This is a genomic window from Paenibacillus barengoltzii NBRC 101215 (assembly GCF_004000745.1).
GTDB lineage: Bacteria > Bacillota > Bacilli > Paenibacillales > Paenibacillaceae > Fontibacillus > Fontibacillus barengoltzii.
The window spans coordinates 1-15,868 of sequence record NZ_BILV01000061.1; the positions used below are offsets into that span (position 1 = coordinate 1).

Consider the following 15,868-nt stretch of genomic DNA (forward strand, 5'->3'; position numbering starts at 1 on the left):
CCCCGGGCGAAGCGGAGCTCCCGCCCGGGAAAGCGCAGCCGCTTGGCGCCGAAGCCGCTGCCACAGCCGCAGCCGTGCGCAGCGGCAGCAACGTGACGGCGGCGAGCACAGCTGCGCACGAGACGCTGAAAGGCCTTCTCCTGCAGGTGATGGCCTCAGACGATCTGCCTGCGCCGCTGCAAGAGGCGGCGCGCCAGCTTGTTCAGCAGCTGACCGGGCAGCAGCTGCTGCTCAATACCGACCGGACCGCGCCGTTTGCGCACGTGACGATGTTCCTGCCCTTGATCGGTCCGGACGGTCGGCAAACCGCTGCCGTGCACATCGAGTCGCGGCGCGGTCGGAAGGGTGAACTGGATCCGGCCAACTGTCGGTTATGGTTCGATTTGCAGATGAAGACGCTGGGTCAACTTATGGTCGACGTGCAGGTCGCCGACAAGAAGGTGCTGCTCAAAATCTATAGTGAGAAAGAAGCGACTGGAGCCTTCCTGGAATCCCGCCAGGACGAAGTGAGCGAGGCGCTGGAGAAGGCGGGATATCGCCTTTTATCGCTGAAGGCGGAGCCTTTGATCCTGCCGGATGAAGCGGAAGGCAATACAGCGGATTTCAGCCAGCCGATGTCTTACGCGCCTAGCGTATACAAAGGAGTGGATTACCGCGTATGAAGGAAAAACCGCAAGCATCCAGCTTGGCTTTCAAAAAAGCAGTCGCCTTGAAATACGATCCCGGCCAGGGGGAGGCTCCAGTCGTTGTAGCCAAAGGCAAGGGTCTCATCGCTGACCGGATCCTGGACGCAGCGCTGGAGCACGGGATTCCGATCCAAGAGGACGCTGCGTTGGTTGAGGTGTTATCCAAGCTGGATTTGGATCAACAGATTCCTGCGGAACTGTATGATTTGGTTGCCGAAATTCTAACCTTTATTTATCGATCAGATAAAATGGTAGAAAGAGGGTTGTTCTTTGAGTAACCTTGGCATCAATGGGCAAAGAGGGGATCGCCGCAAAGAACGCGGCCGAAAAGCGGAGCAGGCCGCTTGTGAGCATCTGATTTCACAGGGATATACGATTCTTGAGCGAAATTGGCGTTGCCGCAGTGGAGAACTTGACATCATAGCCAGCAAACGAGACCTTCTCGTGATCGTAGAAGTCCGAAGCCGCAGCCAACAGGCTGCGGCTTTCGGCACACCGGCTGAGTCGGTGAATGCCCGCAAAATCAAGCAGGTTCGTGACACAGCCGCGGTGTATTTGCATCGCAGAGGCCAATCAGACGCCAACCTTCGCTTTGATGTCATCGCGGTAACGTTTGGGTATGGCGATACGATCGCGCTGGAGCATATTCTAGCCGCTTTCTGACGGCGAGGGGCTTCATCCCACAACTTCATGCCGCCGGTCCAACTGCCGGTATTGGATCGCTTCGGCGACATGCTCGGCGCGGATATCAGCTTCTCCTTCCAGATCGGCAATTGTTCGGGACAGTTTAATGATTCGGTCATACGCCCGCATGCTCAGTCCCAGTGTAGCAAAACAATCCTGGAGGAGCTTGGTGGCGTCACGGTCAAGCGGTGCAAACCTACGCAACAGGCTGCCGGACAACTCGCTGTTCCGGGAGATTCGACAGCCTCGATAGCGTTCCTGTTGAATCCGTTCAGCCGCCATCACTTGCTCCCGCATCGCCGCGGAATCCAGCGGCTGCGGATCGTCCTGCCAACGCTGCGGGCGAGGCACCTCCACCTGCATATCAATCCGGTCCAATAAAGGGCCGGATATTTTTTCGCGGTATTGGGCGATTCGCCAAGGCGAGCAGGTGCAGGCGGGCAGCGGAGGTTCGGCCCCGAGGTAGCCGCACGGACACGGATTTAACGACCCGGCTAGCAGGAAATGAGCAGGGAACGTGAACGAAGCCCGGGAGCGGCTGATGGTGACGACGCGATCTTCCAGCGGCTGACGCAGTACCTCCAGCACATTCCTCGAAAACTCCGGCAGCTCGTCAAGAAACAATACGCCATGGTGAGCGAGGCTCACTTCCCCCGGCTTCGGGATCCCACCTCCTCCAATCAGGCCGCCGGCAGATATCGTATGGTGCGGCGAGCGGAAGGGACGGCGCTGGATCAGCCCTTGCCCGGAGTCGTTCAACTTACCGGCAGAGCTGTAGATTTTCGTAACCTCTAACGATTCTTCCAGCGTTAAGGGCGGCAGGATGGATGGCAATCGCTGTACCAGCATCGTCTTACCGGTGCCGGGCGGCCCGATCAGCACGATATTATGGAACCCGGCGGCGGCGATGACCAGCGCCCGCTTAATTTGCCGCTGACCAATTACATCGCTGTAGTCGAGCAGGGGAGGAAGCGGTGCCGCTGTCCCCGGGCCTTCCGTCTTTTTCTCAAGATGGTTTAATGTTTGAAGGATAAGCGGAGCCTGCCCATCTTGCTCGTGGGTGGAGTGCAATGGCAACGCATGGGCAGCCTCTGGGTCCTTGGCTTCGGGAGAAGGAGGAGCAAGCTCGCGCAAATGACTGAGCGCATAGACTCGAATGCCGCCAAGCAGCAGTGCTTCTTCGGCATTATTCTGCGGGAGCAGCACGGCTGTGAAGCCGTCGCGTCGTGCCCGATCCACCATGGACAGAACGCCGGGTACCGGACGCAGCGTGCCGTCCAGCGACAGCTCTCCGATGATCAACAAGCGCTCCTCCGGCGGCAATCTCACCTGGTCACTAGCCGCTAATATCGCCAGTGCAATGGCCAGATCGAAGGCCGAGCCTTCCTTGCGCAGGTCCGCCGGCGCTAGATTAATCGTTACGCGCTGAAGCGGAAAGCGATAGCCGCAGTTTTTGATTGCTGCCCGGACCCGGTCAATCGCTTCGCGAACGGCCGAATCTGGCAATCCGACGATGTTCGTTTGCGGAATGCCGCTGGATAAATCAACCTCGACCTCGATGATTACACCGTCAATCCCGTACAAACACGCGCTGTGCAATTTACCGTACATAACAAAAAACACCTCATTCCTATCGATTTGTGCCTTGCTTCGGCAAGGTCCGAATTGGAAAAAGGTGCTTCCTTATTTTCCCTATTCATTTAGCTACACGTATTCTAGGACGAACGTTAATGATTGTCAAGTTGAGGGTTTGGGTTCCAATCGGATGGAAGAGAGAAGAAAACTGACAAGCAATTTTTTCACAACTTACAATATTTCAAGAAATTGCTGATGTTCGTCGAAATTCATCTCATGATGAGATGCATGTGAAAAATATGTCGTTGTTAAGCTAAACCGATTCGCATGAATTTTTCTTGACCCTGCAACTCCTTGATACTTTGAAAGCGGTTTATAGAACTTCGGACTTTCTCCCCAGCTGCGTCAAGTATTCATCTCACTTTGAGATGAAAATGATATAAAAAAGTTGTGTATAAATGATGAACTTTTTGAGGAAAGCGTTTCAAAAAAGTGGTACAATAATCTGGGTTTCAGCTGATATTTTCGAGAAGGGGGACCACAAGCCGCAGGTTTTGGACCCTCTAAAATACCGCCTGTTGATAGGAGGATTTTACGCATGAATATCCATGAGTATCAAGGAAAAGAAGTCCTAAAGCAGTACGGTGTGGCCGTTCCTGAAGGACGCGTGGCGTTTACGGTCGAGGAAGCTGTCGAAGCGGCTCAAGCGCTGGGGACCTCGGTTGTCGTGGTCAAGGCGCAAATTCATGCCGGGGGCCGCGGTAAAGCCGGCGGCGTCAAAGTGGCCAAAAGCTTGGATGAGGTGAGAACCTATGCTCAGGAACTCCTCGGCAAGGTACTGGTCACCCATCAAACGGGACCAGAGGGGAAAGAGGTTAAACGCCTCTTAATCGAGCAAGGCTGCGATATCAAGAAGGAGTATTACGTTGGCGTTGTCGTGGACCGTGGTACAGGCCGCGTGACGATGATGGCCTCTGAGGAAGGCGGGACGGAAATTGAAGAAGTGGCAGCCGCAACTCCGGAGAAAATTTTCAAAGAAGTGATTGATCCGGCTATTGGCTTGACGTCGTTCCAGGCCCGCAGATTGGCTTACTCCATTAATATTCCAAATGAACTAGTAGGCAAAGCCACGCAATTTATGATGGCTTTGTATGAAGCTTTTGTGGACAAAGATTGCTCCATCGCGGAGATTAATCCGCTTGTCGTCACTGGAGATGGCAACGTCCTGGCGCTGGATGCGAAGCTGAATTTCGATTCCAATGCGCTGTTCCGTCATAAGGACATTTTGGCGTTGCGTGACTTGGAAGAAGAGGACGAGAAGGAGATTGAAGCTTCGAAGTACGACCTCAGCTACATTGCGCTTGATGGGAACATCGGCTGCATGGTGAACGGGGCCGGTCTGGCGATGGCGACGATGGACATCATTAAATATTATGGCGGAGACCCGGCGAACTTCCTCGATGTTGGGGGAGGTGCGACGGCAGAGAAGGTCACGGAAGCCTTTAAAATTATTTTGTCGGACGCTAAGGTGAAAGGGATTTTTGTAAATATTTTTGGCGGCATCATGAAATGCGATGTGATTGCTTCAGGGATCGTGGAAGCCGCGAAGCAGGTTGGTTTGGACCGTCCGCTCGTTGTGCGCCTTGAGGGTACGAACGTTGATCTTGGCAAGCAGATTCTTGCTGAATCGGGTCTGGCAATTGTTTCGGCCGACTCGATGGCAGATGGCGCTCAGAAGATCGTTTCGCTCGTTTCGTAATTTAGAGTGGTACCTCACATTGCAATCACCTATCCATAAGGGGAGGCTCGAAATATGAGTATTTTGGTCGATAAGAATACGAAGGTCATCACCCAGGGAATTACCGGGAAAACCGCATTGTTCCACGCCAAAGGAGCGCTTGACTACGGCACGCAAATGGTCGGGGGAACGTCTCCAGGCAAAGGCGGCACGAAGGTAGATATTACGTTGGAGAACGGCGAAACCGTCAGCCTGCCGGTGTTCAACACGGTTCGCGAAGCGAAGGAAGCGACGGGGGCTACTGCCAGCGTGATTTACGTACCGCCGGCATTTGCAGCCGATTCGATCCTGGAAGCCGTAGAAGCGGAATTGGATCTGGTCATCTGCATCACCGAGGGAATTCCGGTCCTCGATATGGTGAAGGTGAAGCGTTATATGGAAGGGAAAAAGACCGTGCTGATCGGTCCAAACTGCCCAGGCGTCATTACTCCAGGCGAATGCAAAATTGGCATTATGCCGGGCTATATCCATTTGCCTGGTCATGTCGGCGTCGTGTCGCGCAGCGGCACGTTGACGTATGAAGCGGTGCATCAATTGACGACTCGCGGCATCGGACAATCTTCGGCGGTTGGTATCGGCGGCGATCCGGTGAAGGGCTCGGAGTTTATTGATATTTTGCGCCGGTTTAATGACGATGACAACACGCATGCCGTGATCATGATCGGGGAAATCGGCGGAACCGCTGAAGAAGAAGCCGCCGAATGGATCCAAAAAAATATGACGAAGCCTGTCGTCGGCTTTATCGGCGGTGTGACGGCTCCTCCAGGGAAACGGATGGGTCATGCCGGTGCGATTATTTCCGGCGGGAAAGGAACGGCGAAGGAAAAAATCGCGAAGCTGGAGTCCTGCGGCATTAAAGTCGCGCCGACCCCATCGGAGATGGGCGCAACACTGGTCAGTGTTCTGGAAGAACGCGGCCTTTTAGAATTGTGCACGACACGATAAGCTATTTTTGATATAATCATATCCAAAGGTAAGCAACCTTCTTAGCCATACATGGCTCGAGGAGGTTGCTTTTTTTATTTTTCAAGGAGGGATTCGTTGTGGAGAAGAAATGGGTACTCGCGGGATTACATGAATTCCCCGGGGTAGGCTGGAAAACGCTGCAGCAAATCGTTGCATATGATGAGGACTGGGAGCATGCCATCGAGTTTACGGCAGCGGATTGGAGGAAGCGGGGACTGGGCCCAGGGCTGTCACTTCGGCTGTCGGAGCGGTTCACATGGGACTGGATTGAGGCCCAAATGGAACAGTATGAAGGTAAAGGGATACAGGTGATTACAAGGCTGGATTTGGAGTATCCTATTTTAATGAAGGAGACCGCTCAGCCGCCATGGGTTTTGTATTCACTGGGTGATACTAGGTTGCTGAACGGTCTTAATATCGCGATGGTAGGTACGCGGACGCCAACCGCCTATGGTCGAAAGGTAGGAGCCGCCTTAGCCGCTGACCTTAGCTCCTTCGGAGTAACGATTGTGAGCGGGATGGCCCGCGGGATTGACGGGGTTTGCCATGAAGCGGCTTTACAGGCAGGAGGAAGTACCATCGCCGTATTAGGTACGGCGATTGACGTAGCTTATCCACCGGAGCATGCCTCCATGTATCGACGAATCGCCGAGCAAGGGCTGGTCATCTCGGAATATCCGATCGGTACCCCTGGTCACCCTGGGATGTTCCCGCAGCGCAATCGGATCATTGCGGGAATTTCTTATGGTACGGTGGTTGTAGAGGCCGACGCTCGCAGCGGGTCCTTGATCACGGCGGATGAGACGCTGGATGCGAATCGTGACCTGTTTGCAGTCCCTGGGCCAATTACGTCGCCGAAGAGTCAGGGAACCCTGTCGCTTTTGAAGCAGGGAGCCAAACTCGTCACCGAAGCCAAGGATATTTGGGAGGAATATCAGGCCTTATTGCCTGTCGCGGAGGAGACGAAAAAGGAAGCGGTAACAGGAAACAAGTTGACAGATGAGGAGCGCCGCATATACCATATGTTGGAGCAGGGCATCACGAGTTTTGATGATCTGCTCGTACAAACCGGGTGGGATTTTGGACATTTACATTCAGTTCTGTTATCTTTAATCATGAAAAAAACGGCGGTTCAACTCCCCGGCTCAGTATACCAGCTAATATAGTCCATTCCTAACCGAGAGTGGCTTGAATATATGACTATATGAGTATTTTACCTGAATACAAGGAACACCAGTTTTAGAGTTTCGTATTGTTTGAGAGGAGGACGAACCTGTGGCGGATTCACTCGTCATCGTGGAATCGCCTGCCAAGGCGAAAACGATTGGCAAATACTTAGGCAGCAAATACATCGTGAAAGCCTCAATGGGTCATGTTCGCGATTTGCCCAAGAGCCAAATTGGGGTTGAAGTAGAGAACGACTTCAGTCCGAAGTATATTACAATCCGTGGGAAGGGTTCTGTATTAAAAGAATTAAAGGATGCCAGCAAAAAAGTAAAAAAAATCTATCTGGCAGCCGACCCCGATCGCGAAGGAGAAGCGATTGCCTGGCATCTGGCCCATGTGCTGGACGTGGATGAGAAGGATACATGCCGCGTCGTATTTAATGAAATTACGAAGCAAGCGGTTAGAGACGCCTTCAAAAATCCGCGCCCCATCAATATGGATCTGGTGAACGCGCAGCAAGCCAGACGGATTTTGGATCGGCTGGTTGGTTATAAAGTCAGCCCGCTGCTGTGGAAGAAGATCAAAAAAGGGTTGTCATTTGGCCGCGTGCAATCCGTAGCGGTGAAAATCATCTTGGACCGGGAGAACGAAATCTCTGAATTTGTTCCGGAAGAATACTGGAGTATTACGGCGAAGCTGAAGACGGGAGCCTCTTCGTTCGAAGCGAAGTTTCACCAGTACAAAGGTGAGAAGATCGAGCTAAAGAACGAACAGCAGGTACAGGAAATTCTGAAATCGATCGAGAAGGCCAAATTCAGCGTGGTCGATGTGAAGGAGAAGGAACGTCTCCGCCATCCGGCGGCGCCGTTTACAACCAGTTCCCTGCAGCAGGAGGCAGCGCGAAAACTGAATTTCCGGGCAGCCAAGACGATGTCGATCGCTCAGCAGCTGTATGAGGGGGTTGACCTTGGCAAAGAAGGGACCGTTGGTCTGATCACGTATATGCGTACAGACTCGACGCGGATCGCTACTTCCGCCCAAGAGGAAGCCAAGCAATATATCCTTGATAAATTTGGTGAAGCCTACGCGCCTGAAACGCCGCGTCAATATTCCAAGAAGGCCGCCAGCGCGCAGGACGCCCATGAAGCGATCCGTCCAACATCGGCGATGCGAGATCCGGAATCGGTGAAGGAGTTCACCACCCGGGATCAGTATCGGCTGTACAAATTGATTTGGGATCGTTTTATGGCCAGCCAAATGACTTCTGCCGTGCTGGACACGATGTCAGTGGATATTGCCGCTGGCGAAGCAACGTTCCGCGCGGTTGGGTCGAAGATCCGCTTCCCTGGCTTTATGAAGGTGTACGTGGAAGGCAACGATGATGGCAACGCCAATGAGGACGACAAGTTTTTGCCACCCCTGACGAAAGGGGAAGAACTGGCGAAAGAGTCGATTGAACCGAAGCAGCATTTTACCCAACCCCCGCCTCGCTATACGGAGGCGCGTTTGGTGAGAACTTTGGAGGAGCTCGGCATTGGACGTCCGAGTACGTACGCGCCAACCCTGGAAACCATTCAAAAACGCGGCTACGTAGCGATTGAGGACAAGAAGTTTGTCCCAACTGAGTTAGGCGAGCTCCTCATCGAACAGACGGAGCAATTCTTCCCGGAAATCCTTGATGTGGAATTTACCGCCCATATGGAAGAGGACTTGGACCATGTTGAAGAAGGTTCCGAGGATTGGGTAAGAGTGCTGAGCGAGTTTTATAAATCGTTTGAGAAACGTCTTCGGGTTGCCGAAGAGGAAATGAAGGAAGTCGAAATCGAAGACGAAGTCTCCAATGAGATTTGTGAAAAATGCGGAAGACCGATGGTCTATAAATTGGGACGTTTCGGGAAGTTTTTGGCTTGCTCGGGTTTCCCGGAATGCCGGAATACGAAACCGATCGTTAAGGACATCGGTGTCACCTGTCCGAAATGTAAGGAAGGGCATGTGGTCGAACGCCGGAGTAAAAAGGGACGGGTCTTCTATGGCTGCGACCGTTATCCGGAATGCGATTTTGTTTCGTGGGATAAGCCTTCACCAAAGCCTTGTCCAAAATGTGGTTCAATGCTCGTAGAGAAGCGAAATAAGCAAGGCGGGAAGCTGCAATGTACCTCCTGCGACTACGTAGAAGCCATTGAAGAAAGCGACGAAACAGATGAATAAGTTGAGCCCGCCGTTTGTGCGGGTTCTGAGACAGCTAAGAAATTCAGCATGAGATTTAGTAGGGGGACATGAACATGACGAATAAAGTAACGGTCATCGGCGCGGGATTGGCCGGCAGTGAAGCGGCATGGCAAATCGCGAGCCGCGGCATCCCCGTGGTGTTGTACGAAATGCGCCCGGTTGTGAAGACACCGGCGCATCATACCGATAAATTTGCCGAGTTGGTCTGCAGTAACTCTTTGCGAGCCAACGGGTTAACGAACGCCGTTGGCGTTCTCAAAGAAGAGATGCGAATGCTGAACTCGCTGGTGCTGGGAGCGGCGGATCGCAATGCGGTACCGGCCGGCGGTGCGCTCGCCGTTGACCGGGACGGGTTCTCGGGGGAGATCACCCGGACGCTGAGAGAGCATCCATTGATTGAAGTGGTGAATGAGGAAATCAAGGAGATCCCGCAGGACGGGATTGTCGTGATTGCCACCGGGCCGCTGACATCTCCTGCCCTTTCAGAGCAAATTAAGCGGTTGACCGGCGAGGACTATTTTTACTTTTACGATGCTGCCGCTCCGATTGTGGAGAAGGATTCCATCGATATGAGCAAAGTGTACCTGGCTTCCAGGTACGATAAAGGCGAAGCGGCCTACTTGAACTGCCCGATGACGGAAGAGGAGTTCGATGCTTTCTACGATGCGTTAATTAACGCGGAGGTAGCTCAGCTGAAGGACTTCGAGAAGGAGATTTACTTTGAAGGCTGTATGCCAATCGAGGTGATGATGCGGCGCGGCAAGCAGACAGCTCTGTTTGGGCCAATGAAGCCGGTGGGTCTCGTCAATCCGCACACCGGCAAGCTCCCATATGCTGTGGTGCAGCTTCGTCAGGATAACGCGGCCGGGACACTCTACAACTTGGTAGGCTTCCAGACCCATTTGAAATGGGGGGAGCAGAAGCGCGTCTTCTCGATGATTCCAGGCTTGGAGAACGCGGAGTTCGTCCGGTACGGCGTAATGCACCGGAACACCTTTATCAACTCGCCGAAGCTGCTCATGCCAACCTATCAGTTGAAAGCACGGCCATCACTCTTCTTCGCGGGTCAGATGACCGGTGTTGAAGGTTACGTGGAGTCCGCTGCGTCCGGTCTAATCGCAGGAATTAACGCAGCCCGAGCTGCCGCAGGTCAGGAGGGGATCGTATTCCCTGCAGACACTACTCTGGGCAGTATGGCACGCTATATTACCACTGCTGATTTCGAACACTTCCAGCCGATGAACGCCAACTTTGGTTTATTTCCGAAGCTGGATACCCGCTACCGCAAAAAAGCAGAGAAAAACGAAGCGCTTGCGAAGCGCGCGTTAAATAGCTTACGCTCCTTTATGGCAGAAGAACGGTTGGGTTAATCCACCGTTTTTTTGCAATCTAGGGGGGATACGGGTTATGCTGAAAACAAGGACGTTCATATGATAGAACTGGCCCATTAATATACGTAGTACTTGAACCCAATGCCTCAGTCCCTCCTGCGTATATCTAAAACGTAAGGGCTGAGAACCTACGAGAGAGGAAGGCGAAGTAACACATGGAGCTATCTTTTCACGCTACAACGATTTGCGCGGTACGCCACAATGGCAAGGGCGCCATTGCCGGTGACGGGCAAGTCACATTTGGGCAGAACGTCGTGATGAAGCAAACGGCGAAGAAAGTCCGCCGGTTGTACCGCGGTCAAGTGGTTGCGGGGTTTGCCGGTTCGGTCGCCGATGCCATCACGTTATTTGAGAAATTTGAGGGGAAGCTGGAAGAGCATTCAGGGAACCTGCAACGGGCAGCGGTTGAATTGGCCAAAGATTGGCGCCAGGATCGTGTGCTGCGTAAGCTCGAGGCTTTGATGATTGTCATGGATAAAACCGGGATGCTGCTGATTTCCGGCGGCGGGGAAATCATTGAACCGGATGATGATGTACTGGCGATCGGATCAGGGGGCAACTTTGCGCTATCGGCTGCGCGGGCGCTGAAACGGCATGCCACGGGGTTGGAAGCGAAGGATATCGCCCGTGAAGCCCTGCAGATTGCTTCGGAAATCTGCGTATATACGAACAACAACATTATAGTTGAGGAGCTTTGAGTATCGTTGATACTATCGTGTCAGGGGGACGAATCATGACCGAAAGAAACTTAACGCCAAGACAAATTGTAGCCGAACTGGATAAATATATCGTAGGACAGAAACAAGCGAAAAAATCGGTTGCTGTTGCCTTACGGAACCGTTATCGGCGAAGCTTGCTGCCGGAGGAGGTTCAGGATGAAATTGTACCCAAGAACATCCTGATGATCGGACCGACCGGGGTGGGGAAGACGGAAATTGCTCGTCGTCTCGCCAAGCTGGTTGGTGCTCCTTTTGTTAAGGTGGAAGCCACGAAATTCACTGAAGTTGGTTATGTAGGCCGGGACGTTGAGTCGATGGTACGTGATCTCATCGAAACGGCGATCCGTACCGTCAAGCTCGAGCGTACCGAGAAGGTGAAGGATAAAGCGGAGGAGCTTGCGAATGAACGTCTAGTTCAGATCTTGGTCCCTTCCGAAAATAAAGCCAAAGGCGTTCGTAACCCGTTCGAGATGTTGTTTGGGGGCGGTAACGGAGCAGGCTCCACCGCTCAGGAGCAGCCGGAGGAAGACAGTGCGCTGACCGAACGCCGGCGTCAGGTGCGCTTTAAATTGTTGTCTGGTCAGATGGAGAACGACATTGTGGAAGTTGAAGTTGAGGACAACACGCCAACGATGATGGATATGTTTGCCGGTCAGGGCAACGACCAGCTTGGCATGAACATGCAGGAAATGTTTGGAAGTCTCTTACCGAAACGGACCAAGAAGCGGAAGCTGACCGTCAAGGAAGCTCGTAAAGTGTTGACGCAGGAGGAAGCGGCGAAGCTGATCGATCAAGATGATTTGATTCAGGAAGCGATCACACGGGCAGAGCAATCCGGGATCATCTTTATCGATGAAATCGATAAAGTTGCCAGCCGGGGACAGGGCTCCGGTCCCGACGTCTCTCGCGAAGGCGTACAACGCGATATTTTGCCGATTGTGGAAGGCTCGACGGTGATGACCAAATACGGTCCCATCAAAACAGATTATATTTTGTTTATTGCGGCAGGAGCTTTCCATATTGCCAAGCCATCTGACTTAATTCCTGAGCTCCAAGGGCGGTTCCCGATCCGGGTCGAGCTTGACAGTTTATCGCTGGAGGACTTTGTGTCGATCTTAACGGAACCGGAGAACGCCTTAACGAAACAGTATATTGAATTGCTGCGCACAGAGGATCTGGAAATCGAATTCTCGGACGCCGCAATCCATGAAATCGCTCGTATTGCGGCCATGGTGAATGCAAATACGGAGAATATCGGTGCCAGACGCTTGCATACGATCCTTGAGAAGCTCCTGGAGGATCTCTCCTTTGAAGCACCTGAACTGACGTTGGATAAAATGGTCATCACTCCGGAATATGTGCGGGAGAAACTAGGAAATATTGCCCAAGATCGAGATCTGAGTCAATTCATTTTGTAATGAGAATCGTAAATTGTGGGTTAAAGCCTTGTTCTCCAAGGACCTAATCCATTTTCACAATTTTGACAAAAAATAGGCCACTCTGCCGTAATGGCGGGTGGTCTTTCTTTTTGGATTTTGCTGGATGATGGCGATAATTATGTAAAAAATAGTTTTTTGACCAAAAAACGAGATAAACAATTGAAAGATAGGGCTTTTTTCTTATTGTAAATATGTCGAATCTCCATGAAACTTAGGATATATGACATTATTAAACAGATTTCATGCTAGGACGTAAGAAAGACAAAAAGAAAGACAATAAATAACAATAAATTGTCGAAAAAAGAGGAATTATTCATTGTTTGTAGAATCATTAATGATTAAGATCGAATGAGACTAAGGGGGGAATTAAAGTGCAGTTGTTGAACGGACTGGGATTTGACAGGCTTGAGACTGCTATCCAGGCCGCAAATCTCCGGCAAGGGGTCATCGCTAACAATATTGCGAATGTGGACACCCCTTACTTTAAGCGATCCAGCGTGTCCTTTGAAAGCATGTTACAAGCGGAAATGAACGGTAATATGCCGGCGCTCCAAGGAAGGAGAACGGATGTAAGACATTTCGTTATAGGACCAATGACCGAGGTTCCTGAACCGGTGGTTAGTGTGGATCAGACGACAGCAATGAACAACAACCAAAATAATGTCGATATCGACAGTGAGATGACCAAACTTGCCGAAAATCAGTTGAGATACAATGCGTACATCGAACAATTGAACTATATGATCAAAATGAAACACACCGTCGTGGAAGGGAGATAATCGGACTTGAATATCAGTAATAGTTTTGGGGTTAGTTCTTCCGCCTTAACCGCACAGCGTCTTCGCATGGATGTGATTTCCTCCAACATCGCGAATGCTGAAACAACCCGGGCTAAGATTGTAGACGGCAAGGCCGTTCCTTACCGACGCAAAACGGTAGTCATGGCCCCCAAGGAAATGGATTTCGACAGTGCCTTGAATTCAGTAATGGGTAAGGAAGTGAGCAGTCAAGGGGTGAAAATTACCAAAATTCAAGAGGACCCCTCACCGCTTAAACCGGTTTACAATCCAACCCACCCTGATGCGGACAGTGAAGGATATGTCTATATGCCTAATGTTGATATTTTGAAAGAAATGGTAGATATGATTTCGGCAACTCGCTCTTATGAAGCAAACGTAACGGCGCTTAACGCCAGTAAGGCGATGTTTACCAAGGCCTTGCAAATCGGGAAATAGCCCAGAAGTAAACTTACATAAATTGTGATTGGGAGTGTTGCACGTTGATCGAGAGAATGAGTTTTGACTCCTTGAAGCCGCTAACCGGGATGCAGACGTCCGGTAATGAACAGAACCTCACGCCTGCGCAAGCGATAAAGCAATTTAGCTCCTATCTAAACAATGCTCTAGAAGGAGTTGCTGCTCAGGAAGCCAATGCCCAACAAGTGAACAATCAGTTCCTGTTAGGGAAAGTCAATGCCGACGAGATGATGATCGCCTCGGAGCAAGCCTTGTTAAGTTTGCAGTTAACTACGCAAGTCCGGAACAAAGTGATCGAAGCTTACCAAGAGATTATGCGTACGCAAATATAAGGATTGAAACATGCTCGGATGAGGTGACATTGTGAATGAGAGAATTACACAGTACCGGGATCGATTGTTAGGGTACTGGAACCAATTTAGTAAAAAACAAAAAACGTTATTAGTCTCGACGGCGACTTTTATCCTGCTCGCGATCATCTTGCTGACGATTCAATTTTCCAAAACGGAATACGATGTAGCCTTTACGGGTCTCGATTCGACTGATGCGGCAGGGATCATCAATTACTTGGAATCCAGCGGAATCTCGTACAAGCTTGGACCTGACGGTACAACCATTTCGGTTCCTAGCAAAGACGCAGCACGAGTTAAGGTTGATGTTGGTTCCCAAGGAATCGTCCAGAACGGTTCGATCGGATTGGAAGCTTTTAATGAGAGTTCTTCCTTGATCGGAATGACGGACAACGAATTTAACGTCAAGTACAAAAACGCCATTAACGGTGAGGTCGAACAGCTGCTAAAGAGAATGCAAGGCGTTAACGATGCCAAGGTTCTCATTAACTTGCCGGCAGAAAACGTGTTCGCCAGCCCGGATGAACAGGAGAAAGCGACGGCATCGATCGTCCTTACGTTCAAGCCGGGATATCGTCCAAATCAGGAAGCCGTTGATGGATATTTCAACTTGGTTAAAACGTCGGTCCCTAACTTGCCGGTGGAGAATATCTCGCTATCCTCGAGTGATGATACGATCTTACTTCCAAGCGGTCAAGGCGGGACGACAGGCTCTCTGACTTCGGCGGTTCAAGAGAACATGGCGTTGCAGAAGAAGTTTGAAAGCGACGTACGCCAAAGTGTAAAGCAATTCCTATCCAGACTGACCGGGCCGGATAAGATTGAAGTATTAGTCGCTTCCAAGTTGAACTTCGACCAGGTTAGCCAGAAAGACAATCTGGTCACTCCGGTGGATACCGAAAACATGAAGGGTATCGAGATCAGTGCACAAAAAGTGCAGAAAAGCTACACCGGATCGGCAACCCCAACGAGCGGGGTACCAGGAACTGGGGAAGAGGATGTTGTTAACTATCCTTCGTCGGAAACAAACGGCGGGTCTTCATCGGAAGAAAGTTCGTCGACGATTAACTACGAGGTTAATCGAATTACGAAGGACATTATCGCCAGTCCCTATGTTATTAAAGATTTAACCATCAACGTGGCCGTTGAACCACCCGAAGGTCAGGAAACTTTGGATGAAAATACTCGGTCTGCGATCGAAAATATTCTGAAAAATATCGTTGGATCCTATTTGGCTGACTCTGGTACTACATATACAGACGAAGAATTGCAGAGAAAAGTTTCAGTGTTGTCTCAGCCATTTCATTCGGATACTGTCCAAAAGGCTGGGTTGAGTTTATCGAGCCCGCTGGTATGGGGAGTGGGAGGCGCTGCTCTGTTGGCGCTGGCCGGCCTTGGGATCGTCTTGTTCCGCCGCCGCAAGCAAGCGCAAGAAGAGGAAGAAGAAATCGCGTTGCCTCTTACGCCTGAGTTTCCATCGATTAATTTGGATACAGTCACGAATGAGAACCAAGTGCGTAAACAACTGGAAACGTTGGCCAAGAAGAAGCCTGACGAATTCGTTAACTTGCTTCGCACCTGGCTGGCTGAGGAATAGAGGTGAATGTA

General features: G+C 51.2%; 14 protein-coding genes and 1 pseudogene. 14 read left to right on the forward strand and 1 reads right to left on the reverse strand.

What is annotated here, in order from left to right; all coding sequences use genetic code 11:
- From PBA01S_RS16565 to PBA01S_RS16575, 3 genes and pseudogenes are all read left to right on the forward strand, one after another.
- A pseudogene (locus PBA01S_RS16565) lies at positions 1–662 on the forward strand (flagellar hook-length control protein FliK); the annotation flags it as partial.
- Positions 659–964 carry an EscU/YscU/HrcU family type III secretion system export apparatus switch protein gene (locus tag PBA01S_RS16570; RefSeq protein WP_016312459.1) on the forward strand — a complete coding sequence of 102 codons (306 nt, stop codon included), beginning with the start codon at positions 659–661 and terminating at the stop codon, positions 962–964. The pseudogene PBA01S_RS16565 and the gene PBA01S_RS16570, both read left to right, overlap by 4 nt.
- Positions 957–1,349 carry a YraN family protein gene (locus tag PBA01S_RS16575; RefSeq protein WP_016312458.1) on the forward strand — a complete coding sequence of 131 codons (393 nt, stop codon included), beginning with the start codon at positions 957–959 and terminating at the stop codon, positions 1,347–1,349. The genes PBA01S_RS16570 and PBA01S_RS16575 overlap by 8 nt, the downstream gene beginning before the upstream one ends.
- Positions 1,350–1,361: 12 nt before the next feature.
- Here the strand turns inward: PBA01S_RS16575 and PBA01S_RS16580 are convergent, their stop codons facing one another.
- On the reverse strand, positions 1,362–2,981 hold the full coding sequence (locus PBA01S_RS16580; RefSeq protein ID WP_127576367.1) for a YifB family Mg chelatase-like AAA ATPase: 1,620 nt from the start codon (positions 2,979–2,981) through the stop codon (positions 1,362–1,364).
- 562 nt (positions 2,982–3,543) lie between these two features.
- Here PBA01S_RS16580 and sucC point away from each other — a divergent pair.
- From sucC to fliF, 11 genes are all read left to right on the forward strand, one after another.
- Positions 3,544–4,704, forward strand: a complete 1,161-nt coding sequence (gene sucC / locus PBA01S_RS16585) for an ADP-forming succinate--CoA ligase subunit beta (RefSeq protein ID WP_028539396.1) — start codon at positions 3,544–3,546, stop codon at positions 4,702–4,704.
- Positions 4,705–4,758: 54 nt separating this feature from the next.
- On the forward strand, positions 4,759–5,688 hold the full coding sequence (gene sucD / locus PBA01S_RS16590; protein WP_028539395.1) for a succinate--CoA ligase subunit alpha: 930 nt from the start codon (positions 4,759–4,761) through the stop codon (positions 5,686–5,688).
- Between the two features lie 98 nt (positions 5,689–5,786).
- Positions 5,787–6,875, forward strand: a complete 1,089-nt coding sequence (gene dprA / locus PBA01S_RS16595) for a DNA-processing protein DprA (protein WP_028539394.1) — start codon at positions 5,787–5,789, stop codon at positions 6,873–6,875.
- Between the two features lie 109 nt (positions 6,876–6,984).
- Complete coding sequence (gene topA, locus PBA01S_RS16600) at positions 6,985–9,084, forward strand: type I DNA topoisomerase (RefSeq protein WP_028539393.1); 2,100 nt, start codon at positions 6,985–6,987, stop codon at positions 9,082–9,084.
- 68 nt (positions 9,085–9,152) lie between these two features.
- On the forward strand, positions 9,153–10,475 hold the full coding sequence (gene trmFO / locus PBA01S_RS16605) for an FADH(2)-oxidizing methylenetetrahydrofolate--tRNA-(uracil(54)-C(5))-methyltransferase TrmFO (RefSeq protein WP_016312453.1): 1,323 nt from the start codon (positions 9,153–9,155) through the stop codon (positions 10,473–10,475).
- Between the two features lie 176 nt (positions 10,476–10,651).
- Positions 10,652–11,194 (forward strand): ATP-dependent protease subunit HslV, encoded by a 543-nt coding sequence (hslV, locus tag PBA01S_RS16610; protein WP_016312452.1) that lies wholly within the window; start codon positions 10,652–10,654, stop codon positions 11,192–11,194.
- 35 nt (positions 11,195–11,229) lie between these two features.
- A complete protein-coding gene (gene hslU / locus PBA01S_RS16615; protein WP_028539392.1) occupies positions 11,230–12,633 on the forward strand; it encodes an ATP-dependent protease ATPase subunit HslU in 1,404 nt (467 codons plus the stop codon).
- Between the two features lie 392 nt (positions 12,634–13,025).
- Positions 13,026–13,433 carry a flagellar basal body rod protein FlgB gene (gene flgB / locus PBA01S_RS16620; RefSeq protein WP_016312450.1) on the forward strand — a complete coding sequence of 136 codons (408 nt, stop codon included), beginning with the start codon at positions 13,026–13,028 and terminating at the stop codon, positions 13,431–13,433.
- Between the two features lie 6 nt (positions 13,434–13,439).
- Positions 13,440–13,889 (forward strand): flagellar basal body rod protein FlgC, encoded by a 450-nt coding sequence (gene flgC, locus PBA01S_RS16625; RefSeq protein WP_028539391.1) that lies wholly within the window; start codon positions 13,440–13,442, stop codon positions 13,887–13,889.
- 89 nt (positions 13,890–13,978) lie between these two features.
- A complete protein-coding gene (fliE, locus tag PBA01S_RS16630) occupies positions 13,979–14,242 on the forward strand; it encodes a flagellar hook-basal body complex protein FliE (protein ID WP_232228351.1) in 264 nt (87 codons plus the stop codon).
- A gap of 31 nt (positions 14,243–14,273) precedes the next feature.
- Entirely contained in the window at positions 14,274–15,857 is a 1,584-nt protein-coding gene (gene fliF / locus PBA01S_RS16635) for a flagellar basal-body MS-ring/collar protein FliF (RefSeq protein WP_028539389.1), read from the forward strand.
- The last annotated feature ends 11 nt before the right edge of the window (positions 15,858–15,868 follow it).

What these genes read in the sequence shown, in the direction of transcription:
- PBA01S_RS16570 (WP_016312459.1), top strand. Translation starts at nt 659, where the DNA reads ATGAAGGAAAAACCGCAAGCATCCAGCTTGGCTTTCAAAAAAGCAGTC.
- PBA01S_RS16580 (WP_127576367.1), bottom strand. Translation starts at nt 2,981, where the DNA reads ATGTACGGTAAATTGCACAGCGCGTGTTTGTACGGGATTGACGGTGTA.
- sucC (WP_028539396.1), top strand. Translation starts at nt 3,544, where the DNA reads ATGAATATCCATGAGTATCAAGGAAAAGAAGTCCTAAAGCAGTACGGT.
- sucD (WP_028539395.1), top strand. Translation starts at nt 4,759, where the DNA reads ATGAGTATTTTGGTCGATAAGAATACGAAGGTCATCACCCAGGGAATT.
- trmFO (WP_016312453.1), top strand. Translation starts at nt 9,153, where the DNA reads ATGAACATGACGAATAAAGTAACGGTCATCGGCGCGGGATTGGCCGGC.
- hslV (WP_016312452.1), top strand. Translation starts at nt 10,652, where the DNA reads ATGGAGCTATCTTTTCACGCTACAACGATTTGCGCGGTACGCCACAAT.
- hslU (WP_028539392.1), top strand. Translation starts at nt 11,230, where the DNA reads ATGACCGAAAGAAACTTAACGCCAAGACAAATTGTAGCCGAACTGGAT.
- fliE (WP_232228351.1), top strand. Translation starts at nt 13,979, where the DNA reads ATGCAGACGTCCGGTAATGAACAGAACCTCACGCCTGCGCAAGCGATA.